4 protein-coding genes (1 of these 4 running past the window's edge) are annotated in these 19,118 nt (G+C 76.4%); all 4 read right to left on the bottom strand.

Annotation, left to right across the window (positions count from 1 at the left end):
• Tightly spaced (each overlapping or abutting the next), the 4 genes in view from ACRAKJ_RS27730 to ACRAKJ_RS27745 form a layout consistent with a single transcriptional unit that may run on beyond the window.
• The gene (locus tag ACRAKJ_RS27730) at positions 1 to 1,236 is read right to left on the bottom strand and encodes a hydroxymethylglutaryl-CoA synthase family protein (RefSeq protein ID WP_438923689.1); all 1,236 of its coding nucleotides are present in this window, start codon (positions 1,234 to 1,236) and stop codon (positions 1 to 3) included.
• Positions 1,233 to 1,481, bottom strand: coding sequence for a phosphopantetheine-binding protein (locus ACRAKJ_RS27735; protein ID WP_438923688.1), 249 nt, complete (start codon positions 1,479 to 1,481; stop codon positions 1,233 to 1,235). Before ACRAKJ_RS27735 ends, ACRAKJ_RS27730 begins: the two co-directional genes overlap by 4 nt.
• Entirely contained in the window at positions 1,478 to 2,416 is a 939-nt protein-coding gene (locus ACRAKJ_RS27740) for an LnmK family bifunctional acyltransferase/decarboxylase (RefSeq protein WP_438923687.1), read from the bottom strand. Before ACRAKJ_RS27740 ends, ACRAKJ_RS27735 begins: the two co-directional genes overlap by 4 nt.
• Positions 2,413 to 19,118 carry the 3' portion of an SDR family NAD(P)-dependent oxidoreductase gene (locus ACRAKJ_RS27745; protein WP_438923686.1) on the bottom strand. The gene runs 4,282 nt beyond the window's last position, so 16,706 of the gene's 20,988 nt are visible here — the last part of the coding sequence; its start codon lies beyond the right edge, outside the window; it ends in the stop codon at positions 2,413 to 2,415. The genes ACRAKJ_RS27740 and ACRAKJ_RS27745 overlap by 4 nt, the downstream gene beginning before the upstream one ends.

The raw sequence follows: 19,118 nt of genomic DNA on the forward strand, positions 1-19,118 counted from the left end.
TCAGCGCCACTCGTACTGGCGGTGGTAGTCCTGCACGCGGCTGAGCACGAGCATCGGTTCGCGGTCGGGGACGCGGTCCAGGTACTCGTCCCACCTGGGCAGGTCGACCTCGCGGTCGCGCACCGGCACCAGGCAGCGCAGCGTGTCCTTGAGCAGCAGGTCGTACTCGGCGAAGGTCAGCTCGGCGCGCGCGTCCAGTCGCTCGGCGATGCGGGCCGCGCGCACGGTGGCCGCCGCGCGCGGGTCGGTGACGCCGCTGAAGAACTCGGCCGAGCAGCCGGAGCCGTAGGAGTACAGGCCGAGCCGGACGCCGCCGCCGATCGCGGCGTTGTCGATGGCGCTGGCCAGGCCCAGGTAGACCGAGCCGGAGCACAGGTTGCCCACCCGGCTCGCGTACGCCGTCGCGGGCCGCAGCCGGCGTTCGAAGTCGGCCTCGACCTCCGCCGGTGCGGCGCGGCGCAGGTCGCGCATCATCTTGCGGTGCGCGGCCTTGACCAGCCCGACGAACGGGGTGTGCATGACGAGGTGGTCGAACGTGTCGACGAAGTCGGCGTCCTCCACCTTGTCGGCGTAGTCGGCGAAGCTGTTGGCCAGGCAGTCGAGGTAGGCGAACAGCGAGCGGTCCACGTCGGCGACGTCGAACTCCGGCGTCGGCCGCGCCGAGTCGAGCGTCTCGTAGCTGTGGTTGCCGAAGGCGCCGAGGTCCATCGCCAGCACGGCCGGGTCGTCGCCCAGCAGCACGGCCGCCGCGCCGTGGCCGGTGGCGGGTTCGGCGTACTCGGCGCGCGCGTCGACCAGGGCCACGTCGGTGGCGATGACCAGCGCCTTCGCCCCCGGTGACAGGCCGGAGGCGAGGTAGCCCACGGCGAGCTGCACGGCGGCCGTCGCCGCGTAGCACGCCTGCTTGACCTCCACCACGCGGCACTTCGGCGACAGCCCGAGGTGCTTGTGCACGTAGGAGGCCACCGACTTGCTGAAGTCCACACCGGACTCGGTGGAGGTGACCAGCAGCTCGATCCGGTCCCGTTCGGCGGGGTCGAGCGCGTCCACGACCGGCTTGGCGGCGTTGACCGCGTTGGTGACCGGGTCCTCCACCGGCAGGCCGATGGAGCGCTCGGACATCATCAGGTTCGCCAGCCGCGCCGGGTCCAGCCCCCGGCCCCGGAACAGCTCGGGCACCGGGATGTACGCGACCCCGAGGTAGGCGTTGACGGCCTCGATCCCGTAGGCGCTCACACCGGCCTCCGCTCCAGCAGCCGGTCGACGAGGGCGTCGAGGTCGGGCAGGCCGCTGAAGTCCGACATCGGCGCGACCACGCCGAGCCGGTCCATGGCCTCGACCACGATCTCCACCCGGTCCACCGAGTCCGCGCCCAGCTCCTTGAGGCTGTTCGCGGTGGCCACCCGGGCGGGGTCGGCCGCCGGCAGGATCACCGAGATCACCTCGCGCACCACGCGCTCCACCTCCGGCCGGCCGCTCACGCCGCACCCCAGGTCAGCTCCTGGGAGGCCACGGCGACCACCGCGCCGGTCTCCCTGTCGCGCAGGACCACGTCCACCACCTCGTCCGTCCACCCGCCGGGGGAATGGGTCAGCCACGACGACACCCCGGCGGTGAGGACGGTGTCGGCGTCGACGTTGCTCAGGTAGCACAGCCGCCGCGCGCGGGTCCGCCGCGCGAGGAACGCGGCGCCGGGGCGGCCGGCGGAGCGCCACGCCGCCAGCAGCGCCCCGTCCACGATCGAGAAGTAGGCGGCGAAGTAGACCAGGCCCACGCCGTTGAGGTCGCGGGTCGGGTCGATGCGGTAGTCGGTGGTGAACCCGGTGATGCCGGGCTCGCCGGTGCTCGCCGGGCCGGACGCGGTGAGGTCCCGCAGGGTCAGCTGCTGCCGGGCCTGCGCGCAGGCCAGCCGTGGCGAGTGCTCGCGGGGCAGCTCCGGCAGGTGCGCGGTGGTGAACCCCGGCGGCGAGGCGCGCACCAGGCCGCGGTTGCTGCCGGGCGCGGACCGGGAGACCCAGCGGTTGAAGTTCAGCGCGTACAGGCAGTCCGGGCGGCGGTCCTCGAAGAACTCCGCGGGCTCCAGGGACGGGTCGGCCGCGCCCTCGCTGCCGGCCGGGGCGACGCGGTGCAGCGTCGCGACCGACTCGGCGCCGCAGGCGAACACGGCGGTGCGCACGTCGATCCGGTCGCCGAAGGTGAAGCCCGCCGGGTCCGCGCCCCACACGTCGAACAGCTGGAACGCCAGGTACGTCGGCTCGCCGTCCGCGTTGCGGGCGGTCAGCGCGTCGACGCCGCACGCGGCGCTGACCGCGTTCCACGTCCAGTCGCCGAGCCGCCCGACGAACAGCGAGTTCGGGCCGCACATGGCCGGGCTGAGCACGAACTCCTGCGAGCTGGTGGCCGTCGCGCTGGTCATCGCGCACCCCCGGCCGGGGCGGTGGTGGACCGCTCGGCGAGGAACCCGTCGAGCAGGGCGTTGAACCGGTCGGCCGCCGTCAGGCTCGGGAAGTGCCCCGCGTCGGGGAACTCGTGGAACCGGACGTCGGGCAGGGTGCCGTGCAGCAGGTGCCCGGTCTTGAGCGGGATGACCGTGTCCAGCGCGCCGTGCACCTGGAGCACCGGCACGTCCAGCTCCGGCAGGTGCGGCAGCAGGCCGGGGTCGGTGGCGAACTCGTCGAGGTAGCGCAGGCCGGTGTGGGTGCTCATGCTCTCGCAGCGCAGCAGCATCCGCTGCAACCCGACCCGGTCGACGGTCACGCCGTTGCGCTCCAGGCGCCGGAAGTCCTCGTCGGCGACCAGGCTGAGCCGGTTCATCTCCCCCGCCCGGTTGCCCACCCGGTAGGAGCTGCCGATCAGGGTCAGCGACGCCGTGCGCGCCCGGTGCCGCAGCGCGAACGCCATCGCCACGATGCCGCCGAACGACGCGCCCGCCACGTGCACCGGGCCGGTGATCCCCAGCGCGTCGAGCGTGCGCCCGAACAGGTCCGCCAGGCCGTTGACCGAGATGTCCGTGGCCTCGGTCGTCGCGCCGACCCCGGAGTGGTGCACGGCCAGCACGCGGTACCGGTCGGCCAGCGCGGCGAACTGCGGCCCGAAGAACCCCGCCCCGATGTTGAACGGGTGCATCAGCAGCAGCGTCTCGCCGGAACCGGCGGTGAACGCCTCCACCTCCCCCGAGCCGACCCGGACCAGCACCCGGCGCACGTCCGGCCGGAACCCGGTCAGCACGGCGAGGTTCTCGTCCAGCGGGCGGTGCCCCTCGTCCATCGCCTCCCGCACGTCGTCGGGCAGCAGGTCGGCCGGGTAGTAGGCGGCCTCCGCCGCGCCGGTGCCGCCCGCGTCCGCCGCGCGCACCAGCGCGGGGGGCGTGCCGCCGGAGCGCGCCAGCGCGGCCAGCCTCGCCCCCGCCTCGGCGGCCCGCGCGGCGGTCGTGCCGACCGGGACGGCCAGCCGGATCAGCGTGCCGCCGTCCAGGTGCGGGGCGGCGCGGACGCCGGTGGCGCGGAAGACCCACGCCAGCGCGGACGCCACCACGTGCTCCAGCCCGTCGGCGCCGGGCAGCCGGGCCGCGTCGAGCAGCACGGCGTGCCCGCCCGCCGGGCCCACGACCGGCAGGCCGGCGTCGACCATCGCCCGCCACAGGACGCGCACGGCCTCCATCCGCTCCAGCACGGCCCGTTCCGCGCCGGCGGTGTCCGCGAGCGCGGCCGTCATCACCCGCCGGGTCGCCAGGCCGGCCTCGACGCCGCGCAGCGCGACCTGCTCGCGCAGGGACGCGGCGAGTTCGTCGTCGTCGGTGAGCACGAGCCCGCCCGACGTGACGCCGTAGTCCTTCGACAGGCCCATCGTCACCGCCCGCACGCCGGCGAGCAGCTCGGCCAGCACGTCCACCAGCGGGCGGTCCGGGGTGCGCAGCTCGTGCTCGCGGACGAACGCCGCGTTCTCCAGGCCGCGCGTGGCGTCGAGGACCAGCGGCACGCCGTGCCGGTCCGCGACCTCCCGCACGCCGCGCAGGTTGGCCAGCGACACCGGGTGCCCGCCGCGGGCGTTGGTGCTCAGCTCGACGCACACGAACGACACGCGGCCCCCGCGCGCGGTGAGCGCGCGGTCCAGCTCGGCGAGGTCCAGGTCGCCCAGGAACGGTTCGGCGGCCCGGGGGTCGACGCGGACCGGCACCGGGGTGAAGCCGTGGTCCAGCTCGCTGACCGCCCAGGTGGGGAACAGCGCGTTCTGCACGACGTGGCCCCGGCGACCGGGCCAGGCGCGGCAGAGCAGCGCCTCCGCCGACCGGCCCGAGTTGGTGGGCACGACGCAGCGGTGCGGCAGCGGCGCGGTGACGCCGTACGCGCCGGCGACCAGGTCCACGGTGGCCGTGACGTCCCGGGCCGCGGTGGCGAGGCGGGCGGAGTGGTCCCGCACGTGCGGGGTGTCCAGCTCGGTCCAGGAGTCCGTGGTGAAGTCGAACTCCACGTCGTGGGCCGGGACGCGCAGCGGGTTGTGCCCCGCCCGGGACAGGGCCTTGTCCCGGCGTGCCGCGCCGTCGTCGGTGGGCAGCGGTGCCGGTGTGGGACGCGGGGTCGCGCGCCGCACGGTCGCGGTCGCGTTCTCGGTCTCGGTCTCCGGTTCCGGTTCGGTGGTCGCGCGGTCCTGTGCGGTGATGGCCGGCGGGTTGGCGATCATCAGGATGATCGACGCGACGTCGGCGGCCGGCTGGTCGGCCGGTTGGCACAGGTAGACCGGGTGGTTGGTGGTCTGGAACTTGTTCTTGAAGCGGAAGTTGCCCTCGCCGGTGAACACGCCCAGGGAGCGCAGCTCGGCCAGGCCGCGCTCGACGTCCGGGTCGGCGTTGGGCGAGCCGGTGAGCCGGACGCCGAAGGTCCCGCCGAAGCTGAACGAGGTGTCGCCCTCGGCGGCCAGCCTGCGGATGATCTCCACGATGCCGTGCTCCAGGCAGCCGCGCGGGGTGCTCTCCCGGTAGAACTCCAGGTCGAGCAGGTGCCCCCGCTCGGACGGGATGCGCGTGACGATGATCGCGCTCTGGAGCACCCCGTCGAGCCTGGTGAGGAACATGCGGTGCCGGGGGCCGAGGACGCCGCGGCCGATCTCGTCGCGCACCGTGCGCACGTAGGGGTTGACCATGTCCTTCTGGGCCGCCCAGTCGCCGATCAGCTCGGCGACCGCCGCGTCGGTGGCCGGGTCCGAGCCCACGGCGTACTCGACCACCTCGGCCTTGCCCGCCCGCTCGAACCGGCTGATCTGGTTGCGCAGCTTGCGCGCCCTCGGCCCGTCGACGTCGAACGCCGACAGGTCCTCGATGCGCTGGACCGCGCCGAACGGGGTCGCCGACAGCGGCCGGCCACCGGCCTCGGCCAGCGGTGACATCGCCAGGAACGCGGGCTTCGCGCCCTGGGCCGCCGCGTGCGCCAGCCATTCCCCCGCCAGTTCCGGCAGGTAGTCGGCGGTGCCGACGTAGCTCCACGCGAACAGCACGTCACCGCGCCGGGAGAAGTGGAAGTAGCCCTCGCGCCGGGAGCCCAGGAAGATCAGCGGCGCGATGTCGCGCCCCGGGAGACCGCCTTCCTTGGCGTGCGCGAGGTCGAGCCGCCGCACCAGCTCGGCCAGCTCGGGCCGCTCGTCCAGCTCGCGCTTGCCGACGACCAGCTCGCCGCCCGCGACGGCGTCGGGCACCGTGCTCGGCTCGGCCCGCTCGGTGCCGGCGATCAGCTCGGCGACGCCCGGCCCGAACACCTCGTCGAGGTGGGCCGCGAGGCGGGCCGGGGTCGGGTGGTCCAGCAACAGCGTCTTGCGCAGCGCGCCGAGGCCGCGTTCCAGGGCGGCGACGACCCGCAGCAGGTCGAACGACGTGAAGCCGCTGTCCTCGAAGGTGGCCTCCGGTTCGACCCGGTGCCCGACGGTGTCGAGGACGAACCCGATCAGCGCGTCGACGGTGGAGCGGGACTCCGGGGCCGGGGCTGGGATCGGGGTCGGGGCTGGGATCGGGGTCAGGGCTGGGATCGGGGTCGGGGCCGGGGCGTCGGGGGCGGCGACCAGGGGCGCGACGAAGTTCGCCAGCAGATCGACGGTGTCGTGGTCGTACAGCTCGACGGCCTTGAGGTCGAGCTCGAAGGTCGAGTTGATCAGCCGCACCAGGTCCATCCGGTAGATGGAGTCGAGGCCCAGCTCACCGAACGGGCGGTCGGGCTCGATCTCGTCGGCGGGGGTGCCGAGGATGTCGGCCAGCCGTTCGGTGACCACCTGGGCGACCCGGGCGATCGCCGCCGCCGGGGCCGGGACCGGGGTGGCTGCGGGCGTGGGCGGGGCGGCCACAGGCGCGGGCGCGGGCTGGACGGGGGCCGCCACAGCGGGCGCGGGCGGCGCGGGGGCAGGTGGCGCGGGGGCGACCGGTGCGGGCTCCGCGCCCGGCCGCGACAGCTTGATCTTGGGGCGCTGCGGCGCGGGCTTCGCGGCTGGGCGCACGGTGGCCTCCTCGGTGGTGGGTGTCGCGACGCTCGGCGTCACGGTCGCCGTCGGCGTCGCGGTCGGCGTCGCCGTCGGCGTCGCGGTCGGCGTCGGCGTCACGGTCGGCGTCGGCATCGCGGTCTGCGTCGGCATCGTGGTCGGCGTTTCGATCTCGGTGTCGAACCAGTGGCGGTCGGCGGCGAACTCCGTGCCGGGCAGTGGGACCCGGCGGGGTGCCGGGCCGGGCAGGCAGGTCGCCCAGTCCACCTCCGCGCCCCGCACCCAGGCGCGGACCAGGTCGCCGGGGGACGCCCCCGGTTCGGCGGGTGCCTCGCCCCTCCTCGCCCGGCCGCGGTGGACCCGGTCGTCGTCCAGGTCGCGCAGGAGCGCGATCAGCTCGTCCCGGTCCGCCGCCACGAACGCGGCGCGCTCGGGCAGCGCGTCCCGACCGTGCCGGAGCACGTGCGCGACCGTGGCCGGGTCGAGGTCGGCGCGCTCGACGTGGTCGGCCAGCGCCCGTGCGGTGCGGCGCAGCGCGTCCCCCGTCGAGGCGGACAGCGGCACCACGACCGGACCGGTGGGCACCGGCAGGTCGGGGGCGCTCGGCGCGGACTCGACGACCACGTGGGCGTTGGCGCCGCCGAACCCGAACGAGCTGACCCCGGCCCGGCGGACCGGCACGTCCGACCAGTCCACCGGCTCGGTGGCGAGCCGCAGCGGCGTGCCGTCGAGCCGGACGAGCGGGTTGACCTCGGTGACGTGCAGGGTCGCGGGCACCACGCCGCGCGACACCGCGAGCAGCGCCTTCACCAGGCCCGCCACGCCGGCCGCCGCCTCCAGGTGGCCGATGTTGGACTTCACCGACCCCAGGGCGACGTGGGCCGTGCCGGCGGGCGGCAGGCCGTGGTCGGCGTAAAGGGTGTCGAAGGCGCGCTTGAGCCCTTCGACCTCCACCGGGTCGCCGAGGGCGGTGCCGGTGCCGTGCGCCTCCACGTAGCCGACGGTGCGCGGGTCGACGCCGGCGGCGCGGTGGGCGCGCACCACCACCTGGGCCTGCGCCTCGGGGTTGGGCGCGGTCAGCGACGCGGCCCGGCCGCCGTGGTTGACCGCCGAACCGGTGACGACACCGTAGACGTGGTCGCCGTCCGCCACGGCCGCCCGCAGCGGCTTGAGCAGCAGCACGCCGCAGCCCTCGCCGCGCACGTAGCCGTCCGCGCCGGCCGCGAACGCCTGGCACGCCCCGGTGGGGCTGAGCATCCCGGACTGGGTGAACGCGCTGAACAGCCCGGGGCTGAGCAGGACGTTCACCCCGCCCACCAGCGCCAGGTCGCACTCCCCCGCCTTCAGCGCGGCGACGGCCCGGTGCACGGCCACGAGGGAGCCCGAGCACGCGGTGTCGACCGCTTCGCTGGGTCCGCGCAGGTTGAGCAGGTAGGACACCCGGTTGGCCAGCACGGAGTGGGCGATGCCGGTGGCGGTGTGCGCCCGCACCGGCACGCCGTGATCCTTGAGCAGGTCGTCGTAGTCGGAGGTGGACACCGCCGCGAACAGGCCGGTGCTCGTGCCCGCCAACGAGGACGGCCGGTAACCGGCGTCCTCGACCGCGCGCCACGTGGTCTGGAGGAACAGCCGCTGCTGCGGGTCCATCAGCGCCGCCTCGCGCGGGGCGATGCCGAACAGCCGGGCGTCGAACCGGTCCACGTGGTCGAGGAACCCGCCGCGGACGCCCGCCGCCTGCTCGTCGGCCAGCAGGTCGGTGCGGTCGGCGGGCACCGGGCCGACCAGGTGCCGGCCCGCGAGCAGGTTGTCCCAGAACGACTCGACGTCCGGTGAGCCGGGGAACACCCCGGCCATGCCGATGACGGCGATCCCGTCCGGGAGCGCGGCCGGTGCGGGCGCGGGCGCGGGTGCGGCCTCCGGCTCCTGCCCAACGGCGACGGCGGTGTCGGCGGCGTCGGCGGCGTCGTTGGGGTCGGTGTCGGCGGCAGCAGCGGTGGCCGTGGTCGCGGCGGCGATCTCGGCCCGGTGCTCGCGGTCGAGGTATGCGGCGAGCGCGCCCAGGGTGGGGTGCTCGAACAACACCGTCGGCAGCAGGTCCAGGCCGTAGCGCTCGTTGAGCCGGTTGACCAGTTCGGTGAGCGTGATCGAGTCGAAGCCCTGCTCCAGCAGCTCCGCGTCCAGCTCCACGTCGTCCGGTTCGACCAGCAGGAAGTCCGCGGCCAGCGCCTGGAGGTCGGCCGTCACGACCGGCAGGACCGACGCCACCGGGCCACCGGCGGCCGGGACCTGCCGGGTCGCGCGGTCGGCCTCGGCCGCACCAGCTGTGGCGGCGGTCGAGACGGTCACCCTGCTGACCCCGCCGGCCACGGCGCGGTCGAACGCGGCCAGGGCGGCAGCGGTGGGCAGCGGGCGCAGGCCCCAGCGACGCCGCAGCAGCTCCTCGGTCGCGCCGTCGACGGTCATCCCGCCCTCGGCCCACAGCGACCAGCCGATCGACACGGTGCGGCCCGCGCGCAGCCCCGCCGCGCGGCGCTGGTCGCGCTGCTCGGCGAACGCGTCCAGGAACGCGTTGGCGTAGGCGTAGTCGGCCTGGCCGGGGTTGCCGGTCTCGGCGACCACCGAGGAGAACAGCGCGAAGAACTCCAACGGCTGGTCCGCGGTCGCCTCGTCCAGGGCGAGCGTCCCCGCCACCTTGGGCCGCAGCACGGCGGCCAGGTCGTCGGCCGTCTTGACGACGAGTCGGGAGTCCCGCCGCACCCCGGCGGCGTGCACGACGCCGCGCAGCGGACCGACCCGCTCCACCAGCGCGCGCAGCGCGACCGGGTCGGCGACGTCGACCACCTCGTGCGTCGCGCCCGGGATGGCCGCCACCAGCGCCCGCCGCCGGTCGTCGAGCGCCGAGCGCCCCGCCAGGACGACGGTCCCGCCGCGGCGGGCGAGGTGGCGGGCGACGTGCAGGCCGACCGCGCCCGCGCCACCCGTCACCAGGTAGGTGCCCCCGGTCGACGGGGTGGTCGGCGCACCGGGGTCCCACCCGGTCGACGACTTGACCAGGCGTTGCCCGCCGGCGTGCCGCACCTCGGTCACGCCGGCCTCGCAGGACAGCAGTTCCGCGGCGGTCGCCTCGGCCAGCTCGGCGGCCGGGGCGGCGGCCCGCGCGCCCTCGAAGCCCACCACGACGGCCCGCAGGCCGGAGTGCTCCAGCGCGGCGGTGCGCAGGGCCCCGGCGGCGGCCACGTCGTGCGGTCGGGCGTGGGCGGTGGACGCCGAGTAGGTGTAGACCGCCCGCACCGGCCTCGGGCCGCCTTCGGCGAGGACGGCGGCGGTGAGCCACAGGAACGGGGCGAACCCGTGCCCGATCTCGTGCGCCACCTCGGCGGCGGAGGACGGGGCCGCGCCGGGGTCCCAGCAGCGGACCACGGCGTCGGGCAGCACCCCCCGGATCGCGAGTTCGCGCACCACCAGCCCGTACTGGGCCTGCTCGCCGGCGACGACCTCGTGCGTGCGGTGGTCGACCCAGCCGTGCAGGACGCCGGGCACGAGCACGACGCAGCGGACGCCGTCGCGTTCCAGGCGGTCGGCGACGGCCTCGCCGGTCTCCGCGTCGGAGGCCAGCAGGACGGCGGTCGTGGGCGCGTCACCGGCAGGTGCGGTCGCGGCCGGCCGCCAGACCGGCGTGGCGTAGGAGCACTCGTCCACCGTCCCGGTGGCCCGGATCTCCAGCCCGCGCAGCGACACCAGCGGTCGACCGCCGGAGGTGGTCAGGTCTGCGTCGTACAGCTCGCGCGGACCGGTTCCGCCCACGCGGGTCACGTGCACCTCGCACGGACCGGCGAGCACGTCGTGCACGGCCAGCTCGGCCAGCGCCACCGGGACGCGCACCGACGACCCGCCGCACGCGGCGGCCACCGCCTGGAGCGCGCCGTCGAGCAGGGACGCGTCCACATCGGACCGGGGAGCCACCCGGGGGCTGAGCCGCGCCCACGCCACGCCCTCGCCGGTGCGCAGCTCGTCCACGACCCGCAGCCCGGGACCGTGGGCGAGGCCGGCGGCGGCCATGCCCGCGTAGAACCCGGCGACGTCGACGGTGTCGGTGCAGCGGTCCGCGACCGACACGGGCGGGCGGGGCGGGGCGGGGTCGTCGGAGAGCAGCCCGGAGGCGAGGAGCGCGCCGGCCACGCGCACCGCGAAGCGGGTGCCGCCGTCCGCGGGGGTGAGGTCGACCGGCACCGGTCCGGGCAGGTCGTCCACGAGCACCGGCGCGTGCCAGCGCAGGTCGCGCAGGACCGCGGCGGGGTGCCGGTCGCGCGCCGACTCGACCACGGCGGCGGCGGGCAGCCAGCGGACACCGCCGACCCGGTGATCGGCCAGGTGCTCGGGCACACCGGCCCCCGACTGGTCGACGACCGACCGCTCCACGGCGACCTGTTCGGCGGCCAACCGCTCCACGGCGGCCCGATCGGCAGCGGCCCGGTCGGCGGCCGACTGACTGGCGGCAGGCTGGTCCGCGGCGAGTCGGTCGGCGGCCAACTGGTCGGCAGCGAGCCGGTCAGCGGCAGGCAGGTCAGCGATCGGTCCCGGTGCCCAGTAGCGGTTGCGGTGGTCGAACGGGTAGGTGGGCAGGGCGACCACGCGGGGCAGCGGGCCGGTCCAGCGGGCGCGCCAGTCCACCTCCGCGCCGGCGACCCAGGCCGCGGCGACGGTGGCCGGGGACGCGTCCGGCGGCACGACGGCGTCCGTGCGGACGGCGGTGCCCGACGTGACCGCCGGGTGCTCCCCACCACCGGCGAACGCCCGCAGCGCGTCGACCAGGCCCGCCAGGTCCGTCGTCCGCACGGCGACCCGCGCGGGCATCTCCCGCCTGCCGAGCTGGGTGGTCCGGGCGACCCGCGCCAGGTCGACGTCCCCGCCGGCCAGGTGGTCTGCGACCCGGCCGGCCAGGACGCCGAGCCGCTCGTGGTCGCGCGCGGACAGCACGACCAGGTGCTCGCCGCCGAACTCGACCTCGACCTCGGGCTCGACGCGCTCCGCCACGTGCTCCTCCAGGACGATGTGGACGTTGGCCCCGCCCGCGCCGAACGAGCTGACCCCGGCGCGGCGCGGGCGGCCGACGGGTTCGGGCCACGGCGCGGCCTCCCGCTGCACGCGCAGCGGCGAGTCCCGGAAGTCGATCTTCGGGTTGAGCCGCGTGAGGTTCGCGGCGGGCACGAGGGTGCGGTGCCGGAGCTGGAGCAGCACCTTGGTCAGGCCCGCGATGCCCGCCGCGCCCTCCAGGTGGCCCAGGTTGGCCTTCACCGAGCCCAGGGCGCACTCGTGCCCCTCGGCACGGCCCAGCGCCCGGTTCAGCGCGGCGACCTCGATCGGGTCGCCGAGCTGCGTGCCGGTGCCGTGCGCCTCGACGTAGTCCACGGTCGCCGGGTCCACGTCGGCGCGGCGCAGCGCCTCGGCGATCAGCGCCGCCTGCGCGCTCGGGTTGGGCACGGTGTAGCCGCTGGTCTTGCCGCCCGCGTTGGCGAAACCGCCCCGGATGACCGCCCACACGTCGTCGCCGTCGGCGAGCGCGTCGGCCAGCGGCTTGAGCAGCACCGCGCCGACGCCCTCGCCCGGCACGTAACCGTCGGCGGCGGCGTCGAACGCGCGGCAGCCGTCGCCGCCGGCGAGCATGGTCATGCCGGACAGCGCCACCAGGTGCGCGGGGTGCAGCACCAGGTTCACCCCGCCCGCGACGGCCTGCCGGCACTCGCCCCGGCGCAGGCTCTCGCACGCCAGGTGCACGGCCGTGAGCGACGACGAGCACGCCGAGTCGACGGCCAGGCTCGGACCGGTCAGGTCGAAGGTGTACGACACCCGGTTGGCGATGGACCAGTACGCCGAGTGCGCCGCCGGGAACTCGCCCCTGGGCCACCCGTCGACCGCCGCGAGCTTGCCGTAGGACCCGTACATCACGCCGACGAACACGCCGGTCTCGCGGACCGCGCCGTGCCGACCGAGGTGGCCGGTGCTCTCCAGCAGGTTCCAGCAGGTCTCCAGGAACAGCCGCTCCTGCGGGTCGACGGCCGCCGCCTCGCGCGGCAGCACGCCGAACAGCGGGGCGTCGAAGGCGGCGATGTCGTCGAGGAAACCGGCCCACCGGCCCCGGCTGCGGTGCGGGACACCGGGCCGGGGGTCGAAGTGGGTGCGCCAGTCCCACCGGTCGGCGGGCACCTCGGTCACGCAGTTGGCCCCGGCGAGCAGGTTGGTCCAGAGCGCGTCGAGGTCGGGTGACTTCGGGTACCGGCCGCTGACGCCGATGACGGCGATGTCGCCCTCCCGCACCTCCCGCGACCGCGTCACGGCGGGCGGGGCCGCAGCGGGTGCGGTCGCGACGGGGGCGGGCGCGGGGTCGTGGGCCGGGGTTCGCCGCGCGGCGAACGCGTCGGCCAGCCGGGCGGCCAGGTCCTCGACCGTGACGTGCTCGAACAGCAGGGTGGCGGGCAGCTCCCCCAGGTCCTCGGAGAACCGGCGCAGGATCTCGGCCCCGTTGAGCGAGTCGACGCCGAAGTTCTCGAACGTCTCGCGGTCGCCGATGGCCGACTCGGGCAGCTTCAGCACGGCCGCGAACACCGAGCGCACGTAGTCCCGCACCTCCCGGTCGGCGGAGGGCAGGGCGAGCCCGTACTCCGCGAACCGGTCGACGTCGGCCTTGAGCACCAGCGCCTGCCGCACACCGGAGGCCGACAGCGCGCGCAGGACGGCGAACCCCTCCTCGGGGGAGATCGACCCGACGCCGAGCGCCGCGAACCGGCGGGCGTGGGCCTCGTCCGCCACCGCGCCGACGCCGCCCCAGTAGCCCCAGTTGACGACCGTCGCGCCGGCCGCCGCCGCGACGGCGTCGAGCGCGGTGCTGCCCGCCGCGTAGTTGGCCTGCCCCGGCGGGCGGACGAACGACGCCGCGGAGGAGAACACCACGCGCACGTCCAGGTCCTCGTCGGCGACCGCGTCCAGCAGCGCGACCGCGCCGTCCCGCTTGGGTGCCAGCACGTCGGCGAACGCCTCGTCGGTCATCGTCGCGAGCGGACCGTCCCGCCACACGCCCGCGGCGTGCACGACGCCGTCGAGGCCGCCGAAGCGCTCCTTCGCCGCGCGCACCGCCCAGCGCGCCGACGCCGGGTCGGTCACGTCGGCGCTCAGGTAGAGCACCTGGCCGCCGGCGGCGGACACCCGCGCGGCGCGCTCGCCGATCGCGGCGTCGGAGGGGCGGCGCCCCACCCAGACCAGGTTGGCCCGGTGCTCGCGCGCCAGGTGCTCGCTCAGCGCCAGGCCGAGGCCGCCCGCGCCGCCGGTGATCAGGTAGGTGCCGCCGTCCGCGAACGCCGGCCGGGTCGGGGCGGGCAGCGCGAGGGGCGCGAACCGGCGCACGAGCCGCTGCCCGCCGCGCCACGCCACCAGCGGCTCGACCAGGTCCTCGGCGACGACCAGGGCCGCCGCCCGCGCGGTGTCGCCCGGCACGGTGTCGCCCGGCACGGTGTCGCCCAGCGCGGTGTCGTCCAGCGCGGTGTCGCCCGGCACGTCCACGCAGCCGACCCGCCAGCCCGCGTGCTCGGCCCCGGCGGCGCGCGCCAGGCCGATCAGCGCGGCGGCCTCGGGCCGCACGGGGTCGCCGTCGCGCACCGCCACCGCGTCGGCGAGGACGACCCGCACCTCCAGCGTCGGCCTGACCCGCGCCAGCGCGCGCAGCAGCCGGAACGCGGCCGGAACGGCGTCCGGGTCGGTCGTGCCGGCCGCCACCACGTACACCAGGTCGGCGGCGGGGTCGGCGGCGTCGAGCGCGGGCCGGCGGACGTCGTCGCCCGCGTGCTCGGCGGCCAGCGCGGCGGCGAGGGGTTCGCAGCCGGGGGCCGCGTGCACGGCGACGACCCGACGGGGGCCGACGACGCGGACCGGCGTGGGCGCGGGCGTCCACTGCGGCACGTAGACCGGGACCTGGACCGGGCTCGCCGCGCCCCGGTGCGGGCGCAGCGCGAGGCCGGAGAACGAGACCAGCACCCGCCCGTCCGCGTCGCACAGGCGCACGTCGAACCTGTCCTCACCGCTCGCGCGGACCGCGTGGGCGTGGGTCGGGACGCCGTCGTCGTGCACGACGACCTCGTCCACGCCGTGCGGGACCAGCGGCGTCGGGCGCTCACCCACCAGCGCGGCGACGGTCTGCAACGCACCGTCCAGCACGCGCGGGTCGGGGCGGTGCCCGACCGGTTCCCGGCGCGCGAGGGTGGCCAGCGCCTCGTCGTCACCGGCCCGCAGGTCGGTGACGACGCGGAAGCCGGGGCCGTAGCGCAGGCCGGCGCGGTCGAAGGCGGCGTACAGGTCGGTGACCGGCACGGACCGGCCGCACCGGGCGCGGGCGGCGGTCAGGTCGACACGTCGGGCCTCGCCCCCGGTGGTGACCCGACCCGTCGCGCAGGTCTCGCCGCCCTCCGGCGCGAGGCGGAAGGCCGTTCCGTCGAGGGTCAGGGTGGCGGTGGTGGGCCGGTCGACGACCAGGGGCCGCGACCAGGTCACGTCGCTCAGCCGCAGGGGTCCGGTGAGGCCGGCGCGCCGTGCGGCGGTCACCGCCAGGGCGACGGTGGCCGCACCGGGCAGCACGGGCTTGCCGGCCAGCACGTGGTCCACGACCAACGGGGCGTCGGGCTCCAGCGCCAGCGTCACCGGCCGGGTGTCCACCGCTCCGGCGGGCACCGGTCCGGCGAGCGCTGCAACCTCGGGCGCCGTGACCTCGGGGGTGGTGGCTTCGGGCGTCGTGACCTCGGGGGTGACGATCCAGTGCCGGTCGCGGGCGAAGGGGTAGTACGGCAACGACACGGGCCGGCCCGGCAGGTCGGCGAACACGGCGGCCAGGTCGCCCTCGCCGTGCTGCCAGTCCAGCGCGACCCGGTCGAGGTCGGTGTCGCCGCGGACCGGCTCCGCGCCGGCGAGGTGCCGGTCGAGCTGGGCGCGCAGGTCGGCCAGGTCCCGGGCGACGAACGCGACGCGGTGCCGGAAGTGCGCCCGGCGCACGGCGAGGGTGTGCGCGATGTCGGTCAGGTCGCCGCCGCCGAGCACGCCCGAGTGGATCATGCCGGCCGGTTCCAGCGCGGCCCGCAGGTCGGCGACCCGGGCGCGCAGCGCCTCCGGGGTCCGCGCGGACAGCGCCACCACGGACCGCTCGGGGCGCGGCCGGGGGTCGGCGGGCGCGGGCGGGGCCTCCTGGAGCACGACGTGGCAGTTGGTGCCGCTGAAGCCGAAGCTGCTCACCACGCCCGTGCGGACGCCGCTCGGTCCCGGGTACCAGTGCGCCCGGTCGGGCAGGACGCGCAGGGGTCCCCCGGCCAGGTCGATGTCCGGGTTGGCCTCGGTGAAGTGCGGCGACGGCGGCAGCTCGCCGTTGCGCAGCGCCAGCACGACCTTGACCAGGCTGGTGATGCCGGCGGCCAGGGTGGTGTGGCCGACGTTGGCCTTGACCGAGCCCAGGACGCCCGGCGCGCGCCGTCCGCCCAGCACCTCGGCGAGGGCCTTGACCTCGATGGGGTCGCCGAGCGCGGTGCCGGTGCCGTGGGCCTCGACGTAGTCGACGTCCTCGGCGGAGATGCCCGCGCGGGCGTGGACCGCGCGCAGCAGTGCCGCCTGCGAGGTGGCGCTGGGCGCGGTGATGCCGTTGGTGCGGCCGTCGCCGTTCACGCCGCCGGCGCGGATGACCGCGTGCACGCGGTCGCCGTCGGCCAACGCGCGGTCGAGGCGCTTGAGCACCACGGCGGCGCACGCCTCGCCGAGCACGATGCCGTCGGCGGAGGCGTCGAACGGCGCGCTGCGGCCGGTGGGCGAGAGCATCCCGGCCTTGCTGGTCCACACGTGCATCCGGGGCGTGTTCATCACGGCCACGCCGCCCGCGATGGCCGTGTCGCACTCGCCGGCGCGCAGGCTGTCGCACGCCAGGTGCACGGCGACCAGCGACGACGAGCAGGCCGTGTCCACCGCGATCGTCGGACCGGTCAGGTTCAGGTGGTAGGCGATGCGGGCGGGCAGGATCGACGTGGCGCTGCCCAGGAAGCTCTGGCCGGTGTCGTCCCGGCCGGCCTCCTCGACCAGCCGCAGGTAGTCGCCCGCGCCCGCGCCGACGAACACGCCGCACCGGCCGCCGCCGACCTGCCCGGCGTCCTCCAGCGCCGACCAGGCGGTCATCAGGAACAGCCGCTGCTGCGGGTCGACCAGTTCCGCCTCGGCGGGCGAGAGCTGGAAGAACGCGGCGTCGAAGCGGTCCACGTCGGACAACATCGCGGCCCAGCGGCTGTTCGTGGTGCCCGCGCGCAGGCGGTCGGGGTGGTAGACCGCGTCCACGTCCCAGCGCTCACGCGGCACCTCGCGGACGCTGTCGTGGCCGGAGACCAGGTTGTGCCAGAAGGTCGGCACGTCGGGCGCGTCCGGGAAGCGGCCGGACACGCCGATCACCGCGATGGCGTCACCGGGGTACGACTGCGGGCGCGGCTCCAACTGCGGCTTCGCCTCCGACTGCGGCTGTGGCTCCGGCTGCGACTTCGCCTCCGGCTGTGGCTCGGGCTGCGCCGCCGACTGTCGCTGCGGTTCGGGCTGCGGTTCAAGCTCCGACTCCGGTCGGTGCTCCGGCTCGGGGCGCGTCTCGGCGTCGGCCCGGGCGGGTTCGGACTCGTCGCCCTCCCCGGCCAGCGGGCTCCGCTCGGTGCGGACGCGGCGACCACGCGGCGCGGCCAGGGTCAGCGGCGCGGCGGCCGGCCGGGAGGGCGCGCTCAGCACGACCCTCGGCGGTCGGGACGCGGCCGGGACGCTGATCGCGAGAGCGGACGTCGCGGGGGCGGAGGTCGCGGAGGCGGAGGTCGCGGGGTCAACGGGGGCGGGGGCGACGGGGGCGGGTTGGGTGGGCGCATCTGCGAGGGCCGCGTCGAGCAGCGCCCGGGACCGGCCCGCGACCTCCAGCACGTGGTCGGTCAGCCGCTCGACGTCCGGGTGGTCGTAGACGGTCACGGAGTCCAGGTCGAGCCCGAACCGCTCGTTGACGGCCCGGACCAGGCTGACCGCACCGATGGAGTCCACGCCCAGCTCGCTGAACGTCCGACCGGGGTCGATCTCGTCGCGGTCCACGAAGAGCTGCGCGCACAGCGATTCCTCGATGACCTCGATCACCTCGGTCCGAGCGGGCAACGGACGCCCCATGGAGGGATGGGGGGATTGTTCAACAATCCGCGCGGCGGCGACAGGAGCAGGGGTGGCGGACGGCGAGGCGACCGGCGCAGTGGCGACGGGGGCAGTGGCACCAGCGGTGTAGGCAGTGGGAGCGGGAGCCGCCGGCACGGAAGCCACGGGCGCGGGGGTCGCCGGCACGGAGGTCACGGGCGCGGGGGTCACGGGCGCGGGGGTGCCGTTGCGGCGGAAGGCGTCGGCCTTGTCCTGGTGCGCGCGCACCCGTTCCAGCGATTCGGCCCCGAGCACCCGCTCGTGCAGCTCCACCTCCCGGCGCACCACACCCGACAGCTCGGCCAGCACCCGACCGGCCAGCTCCTCCTTGAGCGCGACGACGGCGGCACGCGGCTGGGCGGCGATCGACCGCGCCAGCTCCAGCGCCGCCGGCAGCACGTCGGCCGCGTCGTGCACGACGACGTGCGCGCCCCGCCGCTCCAGCTCGGCCCCGGACAGCGTCCGCGCGCCGAAGAACATCTCGGACGCCGTGGACGCGCCGAACCGGCGCTGGAGCGCCTGGGTGGCGCCGACCCCGGGCGTGAACCCGAACTTGAGGAAGTTCGCCGCGTACCCCGCTTCCCGGGCCAGCAGCACCACGTCCGCGTGCAGCCCGAACGCCAGGCCGCCGCCGGCGGCGTGGCCGTCCATCGCGGCGATCACCGGCAGCGGGCAGCGCGGCAGCCCCTCGTAGACGAACGGCGCGTCGGTGAACCGGCCGTTGCCGTCCGCGAGGTCGGCCAGCCCTTCCGGGGTACCGCCCATGCAGAACACGCCGTCCGAGCCGGTGAGCACGACGACCTTCAGGTCGGTGCGCGCCGCGACCTCGGCGAAGGTCGCCTCCAAGGCGGCCAGCAGCTCGGCCGTGAACATGTTGTGCCCGCCGCGCATGGTGACCAGGGCGATGCCCTCGGCGGGCACGCGCAGCTCGACGGGGGAGGCGGGGGACGCGGGGGTCTGCACCGTGGTCTCCTCGTGGTTCGGTGCGGCGGCCGGCGATGCGGAGCGCCACCGGCCCACCCAGTGGGCCTGCTCGCGGAACGGGTAGGTGGGCAGCGGGACGCGGCGGGCGCCGGGTTCGGCGCAGCGGTCCCACGGGACGTCGGCGCCGGCGACCCAGGCCGCGGCCAGCGCGGTGAGGTCGCCCGCGCGGTGCAGCTCCAGGCAGGTCCGCGGGTCGGGTGCGGTCTCGGGATCGCCGACGCCCCACGCGCACCCGGCGGAGGCGGGGCCGCCGTCGAGGTAGCGGCGCAGGCCGGCGCGCAGCTCGTCGGCGTCGGCGGCGACCACGGCGAGCCTGGTGCGCAGCGGGACGCGGCCCGCGGCGAGGGTGTGGGCGATGTCGCGCAGCGCCGGCCCGGCACCTCCCGGCACCGGTGCCGAGCGCGCGGCGACGAGGGCGGCGAGGTGCGCCGGGGACGCCTCGGGCCCGGCGGTGA

The sequence above is a fragment of the Saccharothrix sp. DSM 118769 genome, assembly GCF_052936295.1.

Coding starts and splice junctions, on each gene's coding strand:
- ACRAKJ_RS27740 (WP_438923687.1), bottom strand. CDS start 2,416: ATGACCAGCGCGACGGCCACCAGCTCGCAGGAGTTCGTGCTCAGCCCG.